This window comes from bacterium (genome assembly GCA_040753085.1).
Classification (GTDB): domain Bacteria; phylum UBA9089; class JASEGY01; order JASEGY01; family JASEGY01; genus JASEGY01.
This window is the reverse complement of the sequence record JBFMHI010000017.1, coordinates 13,053-31,545: the sequence shown is the minus strand read 5'-3', so window position 1 is coordinate 31,545 and position 18,493 is coordinate 13,053. Positions and strand designations below refer to the sequence as shown.

The following is an 18,493-nucleotide window of genomic DNA, read 5'->3' as shown; positions in this document are numbered from 1 at the left end:
GTAATAATTACGGGTGGTGCTCTTTTTATAGAAGAAGAGACCAATATCACCAAATGTTGGACTCTTGGCCTTGACTCTACAAGATGGTACATCAATGCCCCATTGGTCCTTAGACAAGGCAATTTCCGGGACGGTTCAAAATCATCCATTTTCTTGTGAAACTTTAGGCGCGGTTAACCTTCCGCAGAAGTAGGGTGGACATTACCCACCAATCTGTTCGCCATCTACGCCTTTTTGGTGGGCGGTGCCCACCCTACCTCTCAGCCGCAAGCTTTCACAGTAAAGTGAACCATCCCGATATTTCTGATGTTTAAGGCTTCAGTCCTTTTCAGAAGACCCTTAACGGCAAATTCCATGTTTTTGTCTGCGACAAGAACGATGAGGTCTTTCATCCGAGAACACCGGAAGCAAACAGGATATCGAGTGGGGTTTCGCCTTTCCATTCTTTAAGGTCAGGATGTTGCGAGCCGGAAATAATATCCACCGCGCCCTCTTCTGATTTTGCAAAGCATAATATATCTTCTAAATTCGCCACACTTATGATTACAGGCGAATGCGTTGCGATCAGGACCTGCGCATTATATACCGACGAGAGGGATTGAAATACAGTCTCTATCGCCTTAGGGTGAATCCCATTCTCCGGTTCTTCGATCAGTAAGGTGCCTTCAATGTCCGGCAAATATGCCAGGATGGTAAGGGCCAGCATTCTCAGGGTGCCGTCGGACACCATCCACGAGGGGACTTCAAGACCGCTCTTATATTTAAGGACGATGTAGCGGTGTTTGTCTTCTTCCCTGAGAACAGTTTTTATATATTCGAGGTCAGGCAGCGCCGTACGCAAATGCTCTATCCAGTCGTTAAACTTGTCGGAATATTCTTTCTTTAGCCTATCGACGACCCACGGCAAGTTAGAGCCGTCGGTACGGAAATACCTGGGCATTCCGGGCGGGCTCGGTTTTCGCATCATTTCACTGTTGAGCATTAAGGTCTGAATCCCTTCAAGCAACGTTCTCTTGAGCCACGTAGCTACCGGGAACTTATTTTCATCTTCGGGTAAATTACCGAGCGCGGATTTTTGCGGCCCAAGTTTGAAGGCATGGTCAAAGCCCTTAGTTTCAGCATAAAAATTATCGTTGCCGCCCTTGACCTTATTTACAATTTTCTTCCAGTTTTTTTTGGTCCCACTTACGACAATTGTTGCCGGTGGTTCTTGCGGATTCGGAAAAAATTGCAACTGTCTCTTTTCAAGCTGCTGCTCAGGCTTAAACCACACTATCTCGCTTAAAATACCGAACTCGCCGGTTTCAGGAATTTTCCCTGCGGCAATTTCATATCTTGCATTGCCGATCCTTCCGATTATTTGGTGGTATTTTTCAGGAATATTCAACTCAATCGCAAGCTCAAAAGAGTCTCTCTGTTTAAGCCATATTAAATCATTGTAGGTTGGAGTTCTTTTCCTGACTGCGGCCTCGGGGCCGTCGCTGACAATATCTCCTAAAAATGAAATTACATCAAGGAAGGTTGATTTACCGCTTGCGTTAGGACCGACCAGGATATGAAAATTCCTGAGGTCTTTCTCTATATATCTTAAACAGCGATAGCGTAGGGCTTCTACCGAACAGATCATTGCACACCTTTGCTTTCTTGAATAAAACCCTTCGATTCTATTTTTGTGAACAAACTCTCGTAAAGTTTCTTCAGGCGGACAGCATCTCCTGTAATTCTGCTTTTAGACAACAATTATAGAAATGAATTACGTGCCTGCAAAAGTTCTCAACTTGATTTTGAGTAGATACAATTTGAGCAGGCACTACTCAACCGTCCAAAAAGAGGAAACCAGATTTCACCGATTATGCGGTCATTACTGATCACCGATTACTGATCCCCGATTGCCGATCCATGCCCCGCTGAGCCCAGGACTTCTCTGTTCTTGCGTTTAATCATCTTAATCAGCTCTTCCCGCGCTGGGCCGAGATATTTCCTGGGATCAAATTCCTTTGGGTTTTCCGCCAATACCTTCCGGATCACCGCCGTGACCACCAGACGTCCGTCAGTATCAATATTGATCTTACAGACAGCGCTCTTAGCCGCTCGGCGCAATTGGTCTTCAGGCACGCCAACCGCCCCCTCAAGGTGGCCGCCATATTGATTGATCATGTTCACATACTCCGGCAAGACGGAACTGGCGCCGTGCAAGACAATCGGAAATCCTGGCAACCGCTTTTCGATCTCCTCCAGTATATCAAACCGCAAAGGCGGCAACTCCTCACCAGGCTTAAGCTTGAACTTATACGCCCCGTGACTTGTCCCAATAGAGATAGCCAGGGAATCAACACCCGTCCGGGAGACAAAGTCCTCCACCTCTTCAGGCCGTGTGTATGTACTCTTCTCCGCCTTCACCTTGTCTTCAATCCCGGCTAAAACCCCCAGCTCACCTTCAACCACCACCCCTTTAGAATGGGCATATGCTACTACCTCTTTAGTCAGACGGATGTTTTCCTCATAAAGGTGATGAGAGCCGTCGATCATTACTGAACTAAATCCACTATCAATGCAAGACTTACATAGCTCAAAGGTGTCTCCATGATCAAGATGCAAAACCAGGGGTATCCTCGTTCCACTCTCCTTAACCATCTGGACTGCCCCCATAGCCATGTAACGCAACAAAGTTGAATTGGCGTACTGGCGGGCGCCGCTGGACACCTGCAAGATAACCGGTGAATCACTCTCAATACACCCCCGAATAATCGCCTGCAACTGTTCCATATTATTGAAGTTGTAGGCAGGAACCGCAAACTTGCCTTCCATAGCCCGGCTAAACATACCTCTGGTAGTAACCAGCCCCAGCTCTTTATAGCTGACGGTCATTGTGGCGCCTCCTTTTATTGAAGCCTCTCGGATAAATCGGGGGCGATGAACAAACCCTAAACCCGTCCATCAGAAGCAATCCTTGAACCTAATTCAAAGGCCTTTTTTAAAACATCGGGATGCTCTCTGATGCTTCCTTTTTCCTCAACTCCAGAACAAAGGAGTTCTTCCTTAAGAGCTACATCCATAACCGCAAAGATATTTCTAACGATAGATCTGGCGTTATCAAAAAAATCTTTCCTGGTAGTTGCCTCCACGCATAGAAACGCACCCGGTTTTTTTTTCTCTAGGGGGCGAGTCTTTTTGGCGGCCCAGACACATTGAAAGCGGTCTATCATCATCTTTGTCTGAGCGCTGAGGCTGCCAAAGAAGATAGGTGAGGCCAAAATTATCGCCTCTGCCTTTTCAATCTTTGGATAAAGAATCTGCATATCATCTTTTATCTGGCAGACACCTACCCTTCGAATATTTTCACATTCCTGACAGGGTGAGAATTTAAGGGTATTCAGGATAACCTTCTCTACTTTAGCCCCTTTATCTTTAGCTCCGGATAAGGCATTCTCCAGTAAAATATCTGTATTTCCGCCTATTCTCGGACTGCCGTTTAGGCCTAATATCATCATAGGGCGGCCTCCTACCCCATCTGCTTAATGTCTTCTTCCGGTTCACCGATAAGGTGTAAATCGTAGTTTTCGCTCAAGACCTTCAGGATGTCGTCATTCACCGAGGCAGGGAGGATGGGGCCCACATATATGCCTTTGATCCCGAGGGACAGCAGACTCCAAAGGATAGCCACCGCTTTTTGTTCCATCCAGCTAAGAACTAAAGTAAGGGGAAGCTCATTTATCCCTACGCCGAATAGGTCAGCCAAAGCTCCGGCAATTTCTATGGCCACAATCGAGTCATTGCATTGTCCCAGGTCAATCATTCTTGGGATGCCGTCTATCTCGCCAAGATCCAGGTCGTTTATCCTGAACTTGCCACAGCCAAGAGTTAAGACAACGGTGTCTTGCGGCAGTCGTTGGACAAACTCCCGATAGTAATGGCCCTTCTTAAGGGGTGAATCACAGCCCGCGACCAGGAAAAAGCGGCGTATCTTGCCTGTTTTCACTAATTCTTTGATCTTGTCTTTTAAAGACAGGACAACAGATGTGGAGAATCCGGTAGTTAAGACAATATCTCCTGCCGCCTCATCCAGTTCCGGCAAAGATTTCGCCTTCTCTATTACCGGAGTATAGTCATATCCGGTGATATGCTGCACCCCAGGTAGCCCCGTAACTCCGGTAGTAAACATTCTGTCTCGATATTCCTCCCTAGGGATCAAGACACAGTTTGATGTTCCAAGTATAGCTACGGGGTATTTTGAGAACAGTTGTTTTTGGTCAAACCATGCTCCTCCAAGATTACCAGTCAGGTGCTTATACTTTTTCAAGCCGGGGTACCCATGGGCAGGAAGAAGCTCCGAATGAGTATAGACGTTTATGCCGGTGCCTTCAGTTTGTTTGAGCAGTTCTTCAGTTACCTTAAGGCTGTGGCCAGTAGCAATTATTCCATGCCCCTTGACCGTTCCTGTTTGCACCTGGGTTGGTTCTGGTTCGCCGTATGTCTCAAGGTGAGCCTTTTTGAGAAGCTTCATTGTCTTCACGTTCATCTCGCCGGCCTCAACAGCCAGACGGACGAAATCTGCCACGTCAAAATTGACGTTGGTAAGCGTAGAGTAGAAGCCCCGCTCCAGGAACCCATCTACCTCAGGATCGGTATACCCTAGTTCCCTGGCATGGTATAAATAGGCGCTTATCCCTTTTATGGCAAACAACAGGTTATCCTGTAATCGGGCCACCGTAGGTTCCTTCCCACACACCCCTTTTACCGTACAACCTGTCCCCTTCGCCGTCTGGGAGCATTGGTAACAAAACATATCCAACCTTTCTTTTTCTGCCATTTTCATACCTCCTTTTCAAAGGCTTCCTTACCTGACCTATATTTCCATCTTCTTCCTGTAGGTTTTCAACCTGTAACTACTCAGCCACTAAGGCACAAAGACACAGAGGCCTTATACCACCATCTTGGTCAAGGCCATAAAGACAATGCCCAGGATAAAAGCGAGAAAGGCAATATTTGCCCTTTTGGTATCCTTCTGTCTATGCAGCTCAGGTACTAAATCAGAGGCGGCAATATAGATAAAACCACCTGCCGTGAAGGAAATCAGAATCAAAGAGATATCTCCTGTGATAGCGGATAAGATATATCCTATGACAGCGCCCAATACCGCCGTAAGGGCGCATATAAAATTAAAGAAGAGGGCCTTGGTCTTGCTAAAGCCCCCGTAGACCAGGATTCCAAAGTCCCCTATTTCTTGGGGAATCTCATGAAAAATAACCGCCAGGGTAGTAACTATGCCCAATTTGAAATCGGTCATAAAGCTGGCGGCGATGATCAGGCCATCAATAAAGTTATGCAACCCATCACCAACTAAATTCAGATAGGTAAAGGTATGTATATCACAGACCCCTTTGTGGCAGTGCCTCCAGTAAAAATACCTTTCCATCAGGAAAAAGGCGGTGAACCCCATAAGGGCGTAAAAGAAGACCGTCTCACAGCCGCATTGTTCGATGGCCTCAGGCAGAAGATGCAGAAAAGCGCCTCCTATTAACCCGCCGGCCGCAAATCCCACCAGTAAAAACAATATCCCCTCAAAAATCTTTGTCTTTATTCCAAAAGTAAACAGCCCAATTAATGAAACAAGGCTAACCAGGACAGTGGCAGATAATATCCAGATTAGAACCATTTAGCCCACCTCTTTTTAGACAGTGATTCACCGCAGAGACCCAGAGAGGCAAGGAAAGAAAGGGGTAGCAAGCCTCTTTTCAGCTATTCAATCTTGATCTTTTTGGCCTTTGCCTTCTCAGACTTAGGCATGCCTGCTACTCATTCCTTACTGACGATTATACCTCCACAGCTTTGGCTTAAACCCTTCTTTATTGGAGAGTTTCATTAAATCTTCTGAGCAAAAAAGAAGATAGAAACCGTTTTTCTCAGCATATTCCTTGGCTCCGGTGGCATAATTCATAAAGGCTATTACTCCGATTAACTCTCTACTCCTATACTCCTCAAAAAAATCATAAAACCTGGGGATATCTTCTATAAAATTATTAACATCTTCTGTCCGAAGGTATGTCTTTACTTCTACTACTATAGCCAACTCTTTTTTATCAACCTCGCTTTCAGCTAAACCAAGCAAGTCTAATTCTAATTCACCCCCATTCTTTCTGCTTCTTGCCCGGGGGAAAGTTCTATTAATATATATCCCCAGGCCTTTAAATACCTCTTCTATGGAGGCAATCGCAAAACCTTCCGTCATTCTTCCAAAGCCATCACTTATACCGGCTACTGACTTATTAACCTTACGTATCTCTTCATCAGTTTTTCTGGCCATAGCTTTTATCTCTTCATCAGTTTTCCGAAGTTGTTCATCAGTTTTCCGAAGTTGTTCATCAGTCTTCTCTTGTGCCTCTCGGAATTTTGTTATCCATTTGGTGTTTTCTTCTACCATCTCCTCTATTCTATTTAAGCGGTCCATTTAATTGCCCTCCTTACGATGGCGGATGGCGGATGGCGGACTGAAGATTTTAAATCCGAAATTCAAAATTGTAATGATTTGGTGGCGGCGGGAGACCGCCCTAATATCTCGGCTGCCAACCATCCCTTAGCTAATCAACTCACTCACTTCAAAATTAACCACGGCCGCCTCTCGCAGGAAATCTTCTTTAGTTTCCGAGGTGTGCACTGTATTGGCCAGGATATCATCCGAATAGGCATCCCGGACGACACTCAAGGCGGCGGTTCTTATCTCCTTCCTGGCATTTACTCCTTCGTATAATAAGGCTAAAGATTTCTTGTTACTCATAAAATCTACCAGCTCATCATAGAAGTGTTTTCCTTTATGGGGGAGGTAAAATTCCATGGCCTGTTCCGGGGTAAGGCTCTGCACCTTGGCCCCAATAATATACATCCCGGCCCGGGAGATCGAATTTATTACATCGCCTAATCTGGGGTCATGGGGATTATTAAACACATTAGGTTTAACAATGACCACACTGTAATCTACTTTATCCTTTAGCTCATAAGGATAAACAATGGAATTTTTCAGCGGTCCGCCGCAGGCCTTATATTTCTTCCAGATTAGGTCTATCTGGGCTTCAGCTTCTTCGACGGTGGAAGGGGCAGAGGCAGGGAATTCGGTGACTAAAATCTCACCCAGGGTAGTCTGTTTGAAAAAACCGTAGCGGCCTAAGATAGAGGTCCCGTTTCTAAAGCGGATATCTCCCATTAACCGGCTAACTATTTTAACCGCATTTTCACCTTCGATAACCAGGTTGAAGGCCCGCTTCAGGTTATATTTTTTTCGGTCGTAATTTACTTCAGAGACAAGCATCTCCTTAAATCTATTCTGTATTTCTCTTTTCTCTCCCCGCTGTTTTCGTGGAAGGGTCTTGCAAATGTCCCTGGCTAAAGGAACGGTTAAATCATACACATCAGCCCCAATGACTTCCAATTGCGTGTCTAACCCGGGTATAAATCGGATCATGCTGATAATATCCCCCGTGATGGATCTTTCTAAGGCAGACCAATAAATGTTGACCAATGTCCTTTCTATAGCCATAGTTATCTCTCCTTGAAATTTTCTGCTTCTGATTTAAGTTCCAGTTCTCGATATAGATTCCAATATATATCTAAATCCGGGTCAATCAATTTATCAAGCCCATTATTTTCAAAAGCATGTTCAATATACTCTATTATGGCCTCACTTATGGCTTCCTTCGCCTCTTTGAGGTCTTCCCCATGACTTGAAATACTGAAATCTAAACACCGACTTACTATTACACCATCTTCATGGGTGAAGAGAATGTGGAGTGGAGGAAGCTCAGGTAAGATATAACACTTCGCTGTCTTTAATCCTTTCATATTTTCCATCCTTCTACCTAACATGTCGAGTCTGATAGTTTATTGAAGCTTTATTCATCTTTCTACCGGTTAGCCTTAGCAAACTCCTTCATAAAACCCACCAATCTTTCCACCCCCTCCATGGGGAAGGCATTGTAGATAGAGGCCCTGACTCCGCCCACCGATCGGTGTCCCTTTAAGCCGTGAAGTCCTAAAGCCGTCGCCTCCTGAATGAATCTCTGCTCCAGGTCTTCATCCGGAAGTCTGAAGGTTACATTCATCAGCGACCGGCTGTCAGCATCTACGGTGCTGCGGTAGAATCCGGAAGACTCATCAATAGCCTGGTAAAGCAACCCTCCTTTTTTTCGGTTGATTTTTTCAATCCCTTCTACACCCCCTTTTCTTTTAACCCATTCCAGGACAAGCTTAACCACATAGATAGCAAATACAGGCGGGGTATTATAGAGGGAGTTTTCTTCCATATGGGTTTTATATCTAAGCATAGTAGGCACGGTTTCCGGACACCTTTCCGCCAGGTCCTTTCTGATTATGACCACGGTCACACCGGCCGGACCAAGATTCTTTTGGGCGCCGGCATAGATAAGGCCGAACTTTCCCACCGCCACCTTTCGGCTAAGGATGTCAGAAGACATGTCAGCTACCAGAGGTATAGGGCTGGTCTCAGGGAAGGTTGACCATTGGGTTCCAAAGATGGTATTATTGGAAGTGAGGTGCACATAGGTCGCATCCCTGGAGAACTTAATCTCCTCCGGTTTGGGTATACGGCGAAATTTTTCCTCTTCCGTGGTAGCGATAACCACAGGATTGCCTATAATTTTTGCTTCCTTCAGGGCCTTTTTCGACCAGGCGCCGGTGATGATATAGTCGGCTTTCCCTCCTATGTTCATCGGGATCATGGCGAACTGAAGGCTGGCCCCACCCCCCAAAAAGAGGATTTCATAATCTTCAGAGATAACCATCAGTTCTCGCAGGAGTAATTTAGTGGTATTCAGCAGCTCTTGAAATCCCTTGGAGCGATGACTTATTTCCAACACAGACATCCCTATTGAATTGAAGTCCACCACGTTCTTTTGTAATTCCACCAGGACTTCCAGAGGCAAGGTGGCCGGTCCTGGATTAAAGTTAAACTTTCTTTCCATCGAAGTCTTCTCCTTTCCCCAACCCCAGAATGGTACTGAAGGTTAGTTGGCACGCCCGGCAGGATTCGAACCTGCGACCCACGGCTTAGAAGGCCGTTGCTCTGTCCGACTGAGCTACGGGCGCAGAAGATTTATAGGTAAATTATCTGTAACCATTCAGCCACAGATACACACAGATGAAACACGGAAAATCCGTGAACCGTGTCCGTGATTCGGGTCTGTCCTTAGGCTGTAGGGACAACCCTTGTGGTTGTCCGTCTACGGAACGGACATGGACAAGCACGGACAGGGACAAGCCCTGTCCCTACACTTCCGCCTTCTGTCCTGTGTTATTTATCCGTGCTAATCCGTGCAGCTATACCTGAACGGTTACAATTATCTTACTTAGACTATCATGTTTTTGGCTAAATTGCAACTCAAAATTGAGGTGATCAGTAATTTTATATGGGTGTGGCTCCTGTATCCTCCATTTATAAAACCTTCAGCCTTCAGTCTATCCACCTGAGTAGTTACTCTCAATTAATGGCATGAGACTGGGAGCCAGGGTCTTTAATACCTGAACGGGCAGGCCGCTAGTAAAATTGTATCTGGCGGAGCCTGGTCCGTCCGTATAGGCGGTGATTGTGCCAAAAAACCTGTCTCCGATAAAGAATACAAAGACAGCCGTCCGGTTTAAAGGGACTGATTTGATCCGGCGGCCGCCCGGGCCGTACACCTCGAAACGGTTGTCTCCAGTGCCTGTCTTTCCTCCCACCGTTATCATCTGACCGTCCAAGGTGGTAAAGACATTATGCAGCCGCCTGGCCGTTCCCTTTTCCACCACTCCAATCATTGCCTCCTTCACCACTTCGGCAATTTCAGGAAGCAGCACTTTTTCTCCTTCAACCTTTTTGCGTTTCAGCAATGTTTCATAAGGGGTATTTCTGGCGAAATGAAGTTCCTGGAGGCGCACCGAAGGATACCAGACGCCATTATTCATTATGATCCCGACCAGTTCTGCCAGGGAAACAGGCCGGTCAGCCGAACTGCCTATGGCGGTGGCATAAGAAGGGACGAGGAAATCAAAGGGATATTTCAACCTTTTCCAGGAGCGGTGTATTTCTGAGAAGGCCTCCACCTCCAGGAGTAAACGTATCCTGTTGTCCTGGGCGTTCTTCCGGTGGGTTTTGAACAACCAGGTGTAAACCTCCTGGCGCTCATTTTCGCCCGCTTTAAGCACCTCATTAATACTGGCTCCGGGATGCAGACGCAGATAAGAAAGCATCCATAGTTCAAGGGGATGAACCCTGGCCAGATACCCCCTGTCAATGAGCGAATAGGCTTCGAGGGCGTATTTTTTGTAGAGTTTGGCCACCGCCTCCTCAGACAGGGGCGAACCAGGCAGTCGTTGGCGCAGAAAGGCGGTGAATTCATCGATTCCAGCTTCAGGCTTCAGGGATCTGAATATTACCGTCAGCCGGACCGGCCTGGGCGAAATGCCCTGAATGAGCGCTTCAAAGGCGGCTTCAAAGTCCTTTCCCCTGTATTTATTATAAAAACGCCTCAGAAAGACCGTCCCTTCCCGGTCGGCAAACTGTTTTAGATATACATCTCTTTTCGGATGCTTTACATCTTCAAAAAGCCTGACGATATCCTGCCGTTGAAAGATATAATATCTCACGATATCCCGCATCATCCGAATAAAGACGAGGTTTACCGAATTATGGAAAGCCTCCCGGACAGTGATGACCCTTCCGTCATATTTATCGTCAAAGTTAGAGAAGACATGCCTGCCGCCCCCGGTAAAGAAGGACTCACCTGGACTGGCCGAATAGCGGCGTTCCATTGCCGCACCAAGCATGGCGGTCAGACTCCTATCAGAGGCCTTCAGGAGATAATCTACCGCCCACCGGCTTAATCTGTCCTGCCCCGGCAGCTTTAAGGCGCCAAGTTCCTTGGCGGTCATTGGGGCATACCGACTGTGAAGGCCGGCCATCACCTCCAGATAGGTAACCAGGGTCCTGAGCTTGGCTGAAGAGCCGAGTTCAAGTTTTATTCCTTCATTTATATTAAAAGGTTGATTATAGTTGTCAGTCTGAATACGGAGCAGATTGATTCCCGAAACAGATTCATATAATGTAAAACTGTAAATTATCCGGGAAGGATCGCCCTTTTCCAGAAGGCGCGGCGACCTGAGACCTGAAGCCTCAGCAAAGGCAGGCTCATGAAGCCTTTTCAGAACACAGGTTATTTCGTCCTGGACGGCGCTGTTCAGCGTGCTTTTAACCGTCAGGTCGAGGAGGTCAAGGTCGTAAAGTCGGGGGATGCTGAGAAGTGAAAGCAGCTTCGGTCTTATAGCATTAGCGGTTTTCCGCTCCACAAAGGACACATCTATCTTTTCGGGCACCCGCCGGCGGACTTCCAATTTTATCGACAGGGCGGTATCCCTCTGCCGCGGTGTAATAATGCCGTTTTCTGAAAGCAGCCTTATGTAGCTGTTTGTCTTTGATTCAAGGGCTTCATTATCTTGCACCAAATAGAATGAGGGCCTCCGCTGGGCGATAAAAAAGCTCAGAACCTGCTTATAATAAGCGGCCCATTCTTCTATATCATTATCAGGGGAGATTTCTTGGAGACACATATTCATGGAATGGAAGTCGGCGCCGTAGTAAGCATACATGCCGTCACCCAGACCGTTTACCTGGCCATATCCCGGGATGGCGCCCAGCGGGATGAAATTGAGGTAATCAAGCACTATATCCTTTCGTATGCCGGCGGTCTTTTCATCTTTAAGATAAGCCCGCAGAGAGGCAGAGACCATTTGCCTGTACTTTTCACGGATTGAGGCAGTCCACCCCTGGGGAGAATGAAGGTATTTCTCTTTCTGGGTGGCCAGGGTGCTCGCCCCGGGTACCCTTTCCTCTCTGTCAACTATATGCCAGCCTTTCAGAATGATGGCCCGGATAAGACGGTCCCACTCCACGGCAGGATTCATATAAGGGAGGTCGGGATTAAGCAGGTCCTTGTTTTCTATGAAGAGAAGGCTCCTGACAATAATTTCCGGGATGTCGCTGAAATTACTGTAAACCCTTTCCGGGTAAGACATGTTGAAAAAAGGACGGTTCTGCCCGTCCAGGATCAGGAGGCCTGCCTGGGTTTTTTCGTGGTAGGGGGTAAAAAAACCCGTCTCCGTAATTCTAATCAGCTCTGGAGAAAAGCGCGCCTGTCTCTCAATATTGTATCCAGCGGCCGTTAACCTTTTAATGAAGGAAGGCAGGCTAGTGTATCCCAGCCGTTCATCATAAGGGCCGTATTCAGGAAAACGGATGGCCGGGCTCGGCCCCTGTTCTATCTTATAGCTCAGTTTCTTGGCCATCCTGCTGAAATAGAAGGCCTGGAATCTTGAAGTGCGCATTTCCAGAACCGCAAGCAGCATAAACACCCCTGAAAAAAGGAGGACGGTGTAGATTAAAAAGATATAGATTTTTCTTCCTCGTTGGCGCATGTTCTGTTAAGACACAAATAAAATCAGGCCTTAAGCATTATTTCGGCCATTTATTGAATCGTTAATCTCGAATTGCGAATCGCGAATCTATTTTTTAATTCGCAATTCGCAATCCGCGATTCGCGATTAAGTTATGAATGGCTGAAACAATGATCAAGGCCTGAGATTAGAGGTCAGAAGACATTAGATTAACCGAGCCTTCGGTAAAATACCAGTAAAGCATCCGGGCTTGTTCTTTATCTAATTCGAGATAGATGGCGCTAAATGGCTCCCTTTTCACAAAGTTCCATAATGTCTGAAGCGGCCGCCATATATACCATTTTATACCGGCTAAAAAATTCATCGCCCACGAGAAAACACCCCTGGCCTTTGCCCTGACAGAAACAGAAATATTGTCATCCATCAATAATCCGTAATTGGAGGGCATATCCTCCAGCTCAAGGGCATCCAGCTCAAACCTTTTAGTATCTTCAGGCTGGTGGGGTTTTATCTCTTCCCTTTCCGGCTTAAATAAAGCGCTCTTCTTTCGAAGTGTCCGGGGCTTAATCTCAAAATAGTCTCCCCAAAACCGAACCTTTTCTACCCTGAGCTCTCTTAAGGTGACACCCCTGGCCTTTATGGATATTACCCTATCCTTAAGGTTGAATATAAAATATATCCCCTTTTTCTTGGCAACTTTCAGCTCTTCATGGAGAAACCTATTTTCTCTATCAAGGCGCCGGGAAATGGCCTCGGCTCTTATCAAGGCATTTAACGGAGAGCATAAAAAAAAGGCGAGGATTGAACAAAGCGCCCACAGCTTCATATCGCTAAAAGATTACCACCTTTGTCCCAACCGGCACGGTTTCATAAAGAAGCTGGAGGTCCTTATCCCCGACCCTTACACAGCCATGGGTTACATTTCTTCCAAGAAGCCTGGTATATAATGTTCCATGGATCAGATAGCCGTCTCCCAGTTCGAGCGCATAATCTCCCAGAACATCCTTTTCCATTCTGTCCTTGAAATCCTTCGGCACGGGTTTTCCTTCTTCAATAAATGCCCAGTCAGGCTTTGTCCAGACAGGGTTGGTCTTCTTCCCCCTGACTGTTAAAACACCCCTCGGGGTATCAAACACCCATTTTCTATTACCGGCAGGGTCATTCAGCAGGCCTCCGCTGCCGGTCGATACCACGGCCTCTTTAATGACATCCTGGCCCTTTCTCAGGTAAAGCCTGTTTACGGCAGTGTCTATCACTATATAAGTTCCTGGCAGAAAAATATTCGACAACCTCTTCTTTAATTGGAAATTGGCAGCCTGAAGCCTTTCAAGAGACATTCCCTTGGCTATGTCATTGCCGGTATTCCTGACCAATATCTTCTGTTTATATTTATAAAGAGAAATGCCGTAGCCTGCCCCCTCAAGGATAACCATAATGCCTGCTAAAATTATAATTATTACCTGTAATAAGCGCCTTTTGGGGGGTATATCAGGTGGCTTAGACTGTGGGAGGCTGAAGGCTGTTAGCTCTGGCGCCTCGACCGAATCAGGGGCAATTAAAACCTTCTTGGTTTCCACCGTTTGATCACGCATGATTCCCTTCTACCGTCTAAATACCTCCAGGTAACTCCTCAGGTAGATAGGCTGAAGACTGAAGTTCAATGGCCTTCAGTCTTCAGCCTATCTACCTAAAATCCATTCATTGCCGTAACTATACTGTTGTCGTAATCGCACGTTCCAATAATCGTAACAGGTGTGCCCACATTAACCCTGGCAAAAAGCTCTTCGATGTCCCTGTTTTCCATGGCCACGCATCCATAAGTCATTCCCTTTGATCCGCCGCCGTGTATCTCTATAAGACCGCCGATTCCAACCCGCTTGGAGAGGTATCCCTTCTTTTTGGCCAGATAAAAGTTCCTTCGGTCGTCTTCATTAGGATAATTAATAACCAGCGCCTTGTGATATTTGCTCTTGGGTAGTTTTTTAGTAATCCTGTACCTGCCTTCAGGGGTGGCCATATCTCCCCTATGGAGTTTATCTCTAAAGCCGTTCTTCCCGAGTTCTACCGGATAAGTCTTAGAAGGTCTTCCATTCTTTAAGAGTACGAGTTCCTTTTCAACTTTACTTACCAGGATCGAGTAGATGCCTTTGGTCTTTGATTCCTTAATAGCCTCATTGGCATGTTTCTGCCATTTTCTTATTTGGGCCCTGTCTGAGTATCTATTTATAACCGGCCGGAGTATCTCCGTGGCGGCAGCCGTATATTCCGGGATGTTTCTAAGTTTAGCCTCAGCCTCTTTATATCTCTCTTTTTTGGCCAGACGCCTGGCGTTTTCCAACAGGATCTCCGCCCTGATGAGTTTGGCCCTCACCAGTCTTCCCTCATTTAAACACGATGACAACCTTTTAAGTATTCTGATCCTGTTATGGAAAAAATTGATCCTCTTGTCTAACCTTTTTGAAATAGAGGCCTTTTCTTCCTCAATCCTCTCAAGAAGCAGACCGCCTCGCCGAAGGAGGCCTCTGAATTCTTCCTGAATCGGCTTATAATCCCTGAACCATCCAAACCTTGCCTTTTCAGCTATCAATCGCTCTCTGGCGGCTCTTATGGCTGTCTTATAACTTCCGTATTCTTCAGGGATAATCGCCTCCGCACCAGCCTTCCAGAGGTTATGCTCCTGAATCTCAACCTCTTTCACCTCTGGAGGGACTGGCACGGAGGCGCATCCGAGGAAAGATAGGCTCAATAACACAATGATCATCTTTAACAGACAGTTAATAATCATCTTTATCAGCCTATTATTTTACACTCTTTCCTACTTTTTCAAGGGCCTGGGTGACCTGGGTTGACACCTCGGCAGCCTTGGCGCTTATGCCATTTGCGTCCTCAATAGCCGCAAAGTAGTCTTCACCCGCGATTAATCCCTCTGTTTCCGTCAATGACGCCTCAAGCCCGGTTACATCAGCCTTCAGGGCTTCAATATCCGCGGTTGTGCCTTTGCCCGTAGGTGCCTTATCAAGCAATGCCTTGGCGTCAGCTATGGCTGTCTTAGCGGCTTCAAGGGCTGCGGTGGCATCATTCTTTGCTTTCTCTTTTTTTGCCGGTATTTCAGCCTGTAGCGTTTCAGCCTTTGACTTAACCTGAGCCAGCATTTCCTTGGCTCGGTCATAGTTCTTTAAGAACTTGGCATCTTGTGTCTTCACTTCTTCCATGGCCACATTCAGCTCGTCATTCAATGCCTTTACTTCGTCCTTAGCGTATTTCTCGCCGCCTTCCCTCACCGCCACCTCAATGGCTGCCTTTGCATCATTTATCTCCAGGGTCGGCTGCTTTCCACAAGCTGAGAGCATGAGCGCCAGTGCGATCGCCGCGGCAAAAAAAGCTCTTGCTGCGTATTTCATACCTTGTGCCTCCTTTCTTTATAAAAATAAGGAAACAGTATTTACTGTCCCCTGTTTCCTGCCTACTGATAAATAATCTCTTATTTCCGCCTATTATATCTTATAATATAGAGAAAGTCAAGTAAAAAATTAAGGGCCTAAACCGCCCAGGAACTTTTGCCGATTTAAACCGTCTCTTTAATTTCGTCTAAGGATAAGCCGGTAGCTTTTGATATCTTCTCCATATCAACTCCCAGACCTAAAAGGGTCTTGGCCACCTCTATTGCCTTTTCCTTTCTGCCTTCTTCTTTGCCTTCCTTCCGACCCTGTTTCAAGGCAAACTCAATAGAGCTCTTCTGGAGGTAGATAAAATCGTGTCTCTTAAATTGGGCCTCTAATTCTGCTTCACTCATACCGGCGGTATTGGCTATCTCAAAGGCCTTTTTTATTTCCACTTCTTCGATTAATGTCTTTGGGGTGTATTCGAGGCTGCCGGCATTTTTTATAAAGTATATCCATTTGTCGGTTATTGAGCCAAGCTCGTCTTCATTTTTGGTAAACTTGGGAAGCTCGATAAAAATCAATTCTATCTCATCACTGTATTTTATTAATGTCTCTTTTTCTATTAGCTTAAAGTAGGTAATGATATTATCTACCTCTCCAAACATCGTAAAGTCGGTAATGGTCAGGGCAATAATAGGCTTAAGGGTGGTAAACGACTCCGCTTTCTTTAGTTGAGAGGAATAGGCCTTAGCGGCATTGTACAAGACCCTTTTCTCAAACCCCTCTACATTTAAGACCTGCATCTCGATGATGACCCTTTTCTGATTTGACAGTCTGGCCTTAACATCGACGAATGTATCCTTCATCCCTTTGATTAATGGTATCTGATAGGGATCGACGATGGTCAGGTCAACTATCCGCTCATTCCCTTCAAAATCAATAACCGAGTTCAGGAAGCTGATTAAGATATCCTTACTCTGTTCGGAACCAAAAACCTTTTTGAAGGCAAAATCTGTTTTAACATCTAAGAATTCCATAACTATACTCCTTCCCCCGCCTGGAGACTCGCTGAAAGCTTGTGTCTTATTATAGCATATAAAGAGGGGGTAATCAAGTAAAAATTGAGGCCTTCTGCAATGATGAGAGGATTCTGGATGAGGATATGGTCCAGGTGTTGGAAAGGTTGAGTTTAGCCCCCTGATTTATCAGGGTAACGTGAATAAAGTAACCTACAAAATTATAACCTAATAGAGGTTGAATAGTTACAACTGACGATGGTTATACAATCGGAGATTTGCGACAGTGGGGATGTGAACTCGAAGGTACAAAATGGAAAGAATTATTCGACCTGTGCGGTTAGAAATTATAGAGCAGTTCGCCCTAACAACTTTCGACCTATGCAGTTAGGGGGTAGTGATTAAGGAAAGTTCTCATCAAAATAGCCCCTCTCCTGCCGAACCATGGCATGAACTTGTTTCATGGCTTGTTTCGGCATCCCTCTTAGATCCTGAAACAAGTTCAAGATGACACACTGAACCGAGCCGTGAAATAAGTTTAGGCCTTGGTTCAGGATGACAGTTCAAAGTGACATTTTCATCGTCCTTGATGCTAAAGACTTATTGTCCGTCTCCACAGTAACTGACCCCTTTACCCTATGCGGCGTAAGGACTATAAGCAGAGATAGGTAATATATAGCTCGTAGCTTAGACCTAACCGCATAGGTCGATTTAATTCCCTTCTAACATCTTCTTTATCTTCTCTTTGCCCAGGAGATTGATAAAATCTTTCAATAGTTTTTCTTCGCCAATACTGCGAATGACTTCTTCTTCGCCGAGACTACGAATTATCTCTTCCTTGCCAAGGCTACGAATTACCTCTTCCTTGCCAAGGCTCTGTATAAACCTCTCTTCTCCTATGCTTCGTATAAGCCTCTCTTCCCCAATGCCTTCTATAAATCTCTCCAGCCCTATCTTCTCGGTAATCTCACGAAGAATATCTGGCCTCTCCGCTAATGTCTTTAACATAATCCTTACCTCCTTAAATTCTTCCGGATATAAATATAATCCTAACTCAAATACCTCTATCAATCCCTCCCTCCCCTCTCCTTCGACCCTCTCTATTAACCCCTTAACCAATTCCTTGCCACCAAAAGGAATTAGTCGATAATTCTCTGGAATTAATTCTAATCTGTCAAGCTGAATCAGATAAAAATTAAACCCAAAATCGGCAAAGTATAAACCATCCTTTATCTTAGCCAGATAATGCCCATTCTTTTGAATATACCCCTCTATCCCCTTTATACCTCCACATACCAAAGCATAAACATTTATCTGCTGGCGTGAACTTATCCTCTCCTTTATCTTATATAACAAGGTGTAAGCAAATAATCTATCAAAATCATCTGGGCTAAATCTGTCATCTGGTGACTTATACTCAAGGAGATTATAATCAGTAAATGACTGGAAAACTAAAGGTAAAGACTTAAGATCTGCCTCCTTTCCCTTCTTAATGACCACAATATCTATCTTCATGGGCAGTTGGCCAACCTCTACCTCGGTTTCTACCTTAAATCCCTTCGGCTCAAATAAGTTTTTTAATATTTGGGAGAAGAAAGGGTGCCATTGTTTCTTTCTCATACCAAGAGTATACACTAACGAGTAGTTTATGTCAATGAC

General features: G+C 45.7%; 16 protein-coding genes and 1 tRNA gene. All 17 read right to left on the bottom strand.

All coding sequences use genetic code 11. The features are described from left to right. Positions 1 to 388: 388 nt before the first annotated feature. Entirely contained in the window at positions 389 to 1,627 is a 1,239-nt protein-coding gene (locus AB1797_03760) for an AAA family ATPase (GenBank protein ID MEW5766729.1), read from the bottom strand. 248 nt (positions 1,628 to 1,875) lie between these two features. After that, positions 1,876 to 2,868, bottom strand: a complete 993-nt coding sequence (locus AB1797_03755) for a class II fructose-bisphosphate aldolase (protein ID MEW5766728.1) — start codon at positions 2,866 to 2,868, stop codon at positions 1,876 to 1,878. Positions 2,869 to 2,924: 56 nt separating this feature from the next. Further along, positions 2,925 to 3,491, bottom strand: coding sequence for a flavodoxin family protein (locus AB1797_03750; GenBank protein MEW5766727.1), 567 nt, complete (start codon positions 3,489 to 3,491; stop codon positions 2,925 to 2,927). Between the two features lie 11 nt (positions 3,492 to 3,502). Beyond that, positions 3,503 to 4,810, bottom strand: coding sequence for a hydroxylamine reductase (gene hcp, locus AB1797_03745; GenBank protein ID MEW5766726.1), 1,308 nt, complete (start codon positions 4,808 to 4,810; stop codon positions 3,503 to 3,505). A gap of 111 nt (positions 4,811 to 4,921) precedes the next feature. Beyond that, positions 4,922 to 5,656 carry a ZIP family metal transporter gene (locus tag AB1797_03740; protein MEW5766725.1) on the bottom strand — a complete coding sequence of 245 codons (735 nt, stop codon included), beginning with the start codon at positions 5,654 to 5,656 and terminating at the stop codon, positions 4,922 to 4,924. A 147-nt stretch (positions 5,657 to 5,803) separates the two neighbouring features. After that, on the bottom strand, positions 5,804 to 6,448 hold the full coding sequence (locus tag AB1797_03735) for a hypothetical protein (GenBank protein ID MEW5766724.1): 645 nt from the start codon (positions 6,446 to 6,448) through the stop codon (positions 5,804 to 5,806). A gap of 126 nt (positions 6,449 to 6,574) precedes the next feature. Beyond that, on the bottom strand, positions 6,575 to 7,531 hold the full coding sequence (locus AB1797_03730) for a nucleoside-diphosphate kinase (GenBank protein ID MEW5766723.1): 957 nt from the start codon (positions 7,529 to 7,531) through the stop codon (positions 6,575 to 6,577). A 2-nt stretch (positions 7,532 to 7,533) separates the two neighbouring features. Continuing rightward, positions 7,534 to 7,833 (bottom strand): hypothetical protein, encoded by a 300-nt coding sequence (locus tag AB1797_03725; GenBank protein MEW5766722.1) that lies wholly within the window; start codon positions 7,831 to 7,833, stop codon positions 7,534 to 7,536. 62 nt (positions 7,834 to 7,895) lie between these two features. Further along, the gene (serC, locus tag AB1797_03720; protein MEW5766721.1) at positions 7,896 to 8,972 is read right to left on the bottom strand and encodes a 3-phosphoserine/phosphohydroxythreonine transaminase; all 1,077 of its coding nucleotides are present in this window, start codon (positions 8,970 to 8,972) and stop codon (positions 7,896 to 7,898) included. 47 nt (positions 8,973 to 9,019) lie between these two features. Further along, positions 9,020 to 9,096 (bottom strand) — tRNA-Arg (locus tag AB1797_03715). 369 nt (positions 9,097 to 9,465) lie between these two features. Beyond that, on the bottom strand, positions 9,466 to 12,387 hold the full coding sequence (locus AB1797_03710) for a transglycosylase domain-containing protein (protein ID MEW5766720.1): 2,922 nt from the start codon (positions 12,385 to 12,387) through the stop codon (positions 9,466 to 9,468). A 235-nt stretch (positions 12,388 to 12,622) separates the two neighbouring features. Then, positions 12,623 to 13,201 (bottom strand): hypothetical protein, encoded by a 579-nt coding sequence (locus AB1797_03705; GenBank protein ID MEW5766719.1) that lies wholly within the window; start codon positions 13,199 to 13,201, stop codon positions 12,623 to 12,625. A 64-nt stretch (positions 13,202 to 13,265) separates the two neighbouring features. Further along, positions 13,266 to 14,027, bottom strand: coding sequence for a L,D-transpeptidase (locus tag AB1797_03700; GenBank protein ID MEW5766718.1), 762 nt, complete (start codon positions 14,025 to 14,027; stop codon positions 13,266 to 13,268). A gap of 95 nt (positions 14,028 to 14,122) precedes the next feature. Beyond that, positions 14,123 to 15,220 (bottom strand): L,D-transpeptidase, encoded by a 1,098-nt coding sequence (locus AB1797_03695; protein ID MEW5766717.1) that lies wholly within the window; start codon positions 15,218 to 15,220, stop codon positions 14,123 to 14,125. Positions 15,221 to 15,233: 13 nt separating this feature from the next. Further along, positions 15,234 to 15,836, bottom strand: a complete 603-nt coding sequence (locus AB1797_03690; GenBank protein ID MEW5766716.1) for a hypothetical protein — start codon at positions 15,834 to 15,836, stop codon at positions 15,234 to 15,236. Between the two features lie 164 nt (positions 15,837 to 16,000). Further along, positions 16,001 to 16,855 carry an Rpn family recombination-promoting nuclease/putative transposase gene (locus tag AB1797_03685; protein MEW5766715.1) on the bottom strand — a complete coding sequence of 285 codons (855 nt, stop codon included), beginning with the start codon at positions 16,853 to 16,855 and terminating at the stop codon, positions 16,001 to 16,003. A 690-nt stretch (positions 16,856 to 17,545) separates the two neighbouring features. Further along, on the bottom strand, positions 17,546 to 18,454 hold the full coding sequence (locus tag AB1797_03680; GenBank protein MEW5766714.1) for a hypothetical protein: 909 nt from the start codon (positions 18,452 to 18,454) through the stop codon (positions 17,546 to 17,548). Positions 18,455 to 18,493 lie beyond the last annotated feature (39 nt).

Excerpts from the sequence above, each read along its gene's own strand:
- AB1797_03760 (MEW5766729.1), bottom strand. The coding sequence starts at position 1,627 with ATGATCTGTTCGGTAGAAGCCCTACGCTATCGCTGTTTAAGATATATA.
- AB1797_03755 (MEW5766728.1), bottom strand. The coding sequence starts at position 2,868 with ATGACCGTCAGCTATAAAGAGCTGGGGCTGGTTACTACCAGAGGTATG.
- AB1797_03750 (MEW5766727.1), bottom strand. The coding sequence starts at position 3,491 with ATGATGATATTAGGCCTAAACGGCAGTCCGAGAATAGGCGGAAATACA.
- hcp (MEW5766726.1), bottom strand. The coding sequence starts at position 4,810 with ATGGCAGAAAAAGAAAGGTTGGATATGTTTTGTTACCAATGCTCCCAG.
- AB1797_03740 (MEW5766725.1), bottom strand. The coding sequence starts at position 5,656 with ATGGTTCTAATCTGGATATTATCTGCCACTGTCCTGGTTAGCCTTGTT.
- AB1797_03735 (MEW5766724.1), bottom strand. The coding sequence starts at position 6,448 with ATGGACCGCTTAAATAGAATAGAGGAGATGGTAGAAGAAAACACCAAA.
- AB1797_03730 (MEW5766723.1), bottom strand. The coding sequence starts at position 7,531 with ATGGCTATAGAAAGGACATTGGTCAACATTTATTGGTCTGCCTTAGAA.
- AB1797_03725 (MEW5766722.1), bottom strand. The coding sequence starts at position 7,833 with ATGAAAGGATTAAAGACAGCGAAGTGTTATATCTTACCTGAGCTTCCT.
- serC (MEW5766721.1), bottom strand. The coding sequence starts at position 8,972 with ATGGAAAGAAAGTTTAACTTTAATCCAGGACCGGCCACCTTGCCTCTG.
- AB1797_03710 (MEW5766720.1), bottom strand. The coding sequence starts at position 12,387 with ATGCTGCTTGCGGTTCTGGAAATGCGCACTTCAAGATTCCAGGCCTTC.
- AB1797_03700 (MEW5766718.1), bottom strand. The coding sequence starts at position 14,027 with ATGCGTGATCAAACGGTGGAAACCAAGAAGGTTTTAATTGCCCCTGAT.
- AB1797_03695 (MEW5766717.1), bottom strand. The coding sequence starts at position 15,220 with ATGATTATTAACTGTCTGTTAAAGATGATCATTGTGTTATTGAGCCTA.
- AB1797_03690 (MEW5766716.1), bottom strand. The coding sequence starts at position 15,836 with ATGAAATACGCAGCAAGAGCTTTTTTTGCCGCGGCGATCGCACTGGCG.
- AB1797_03685 (MEW5766715.1), bottom strand. The coding sequence starts at position 16,855 with ATGGAATTCTTAGATGTTAAAACAGATTTTGCCTTCAAAAAGGTTTTT.
- AB1797_03680 (MEW5766714.1), bottom strand. The coding sequence starts at position 18,454 with ATGAGAAAGAAACAATGGCACCCTTTCTTCTCCCAAATATTAAAAAAC.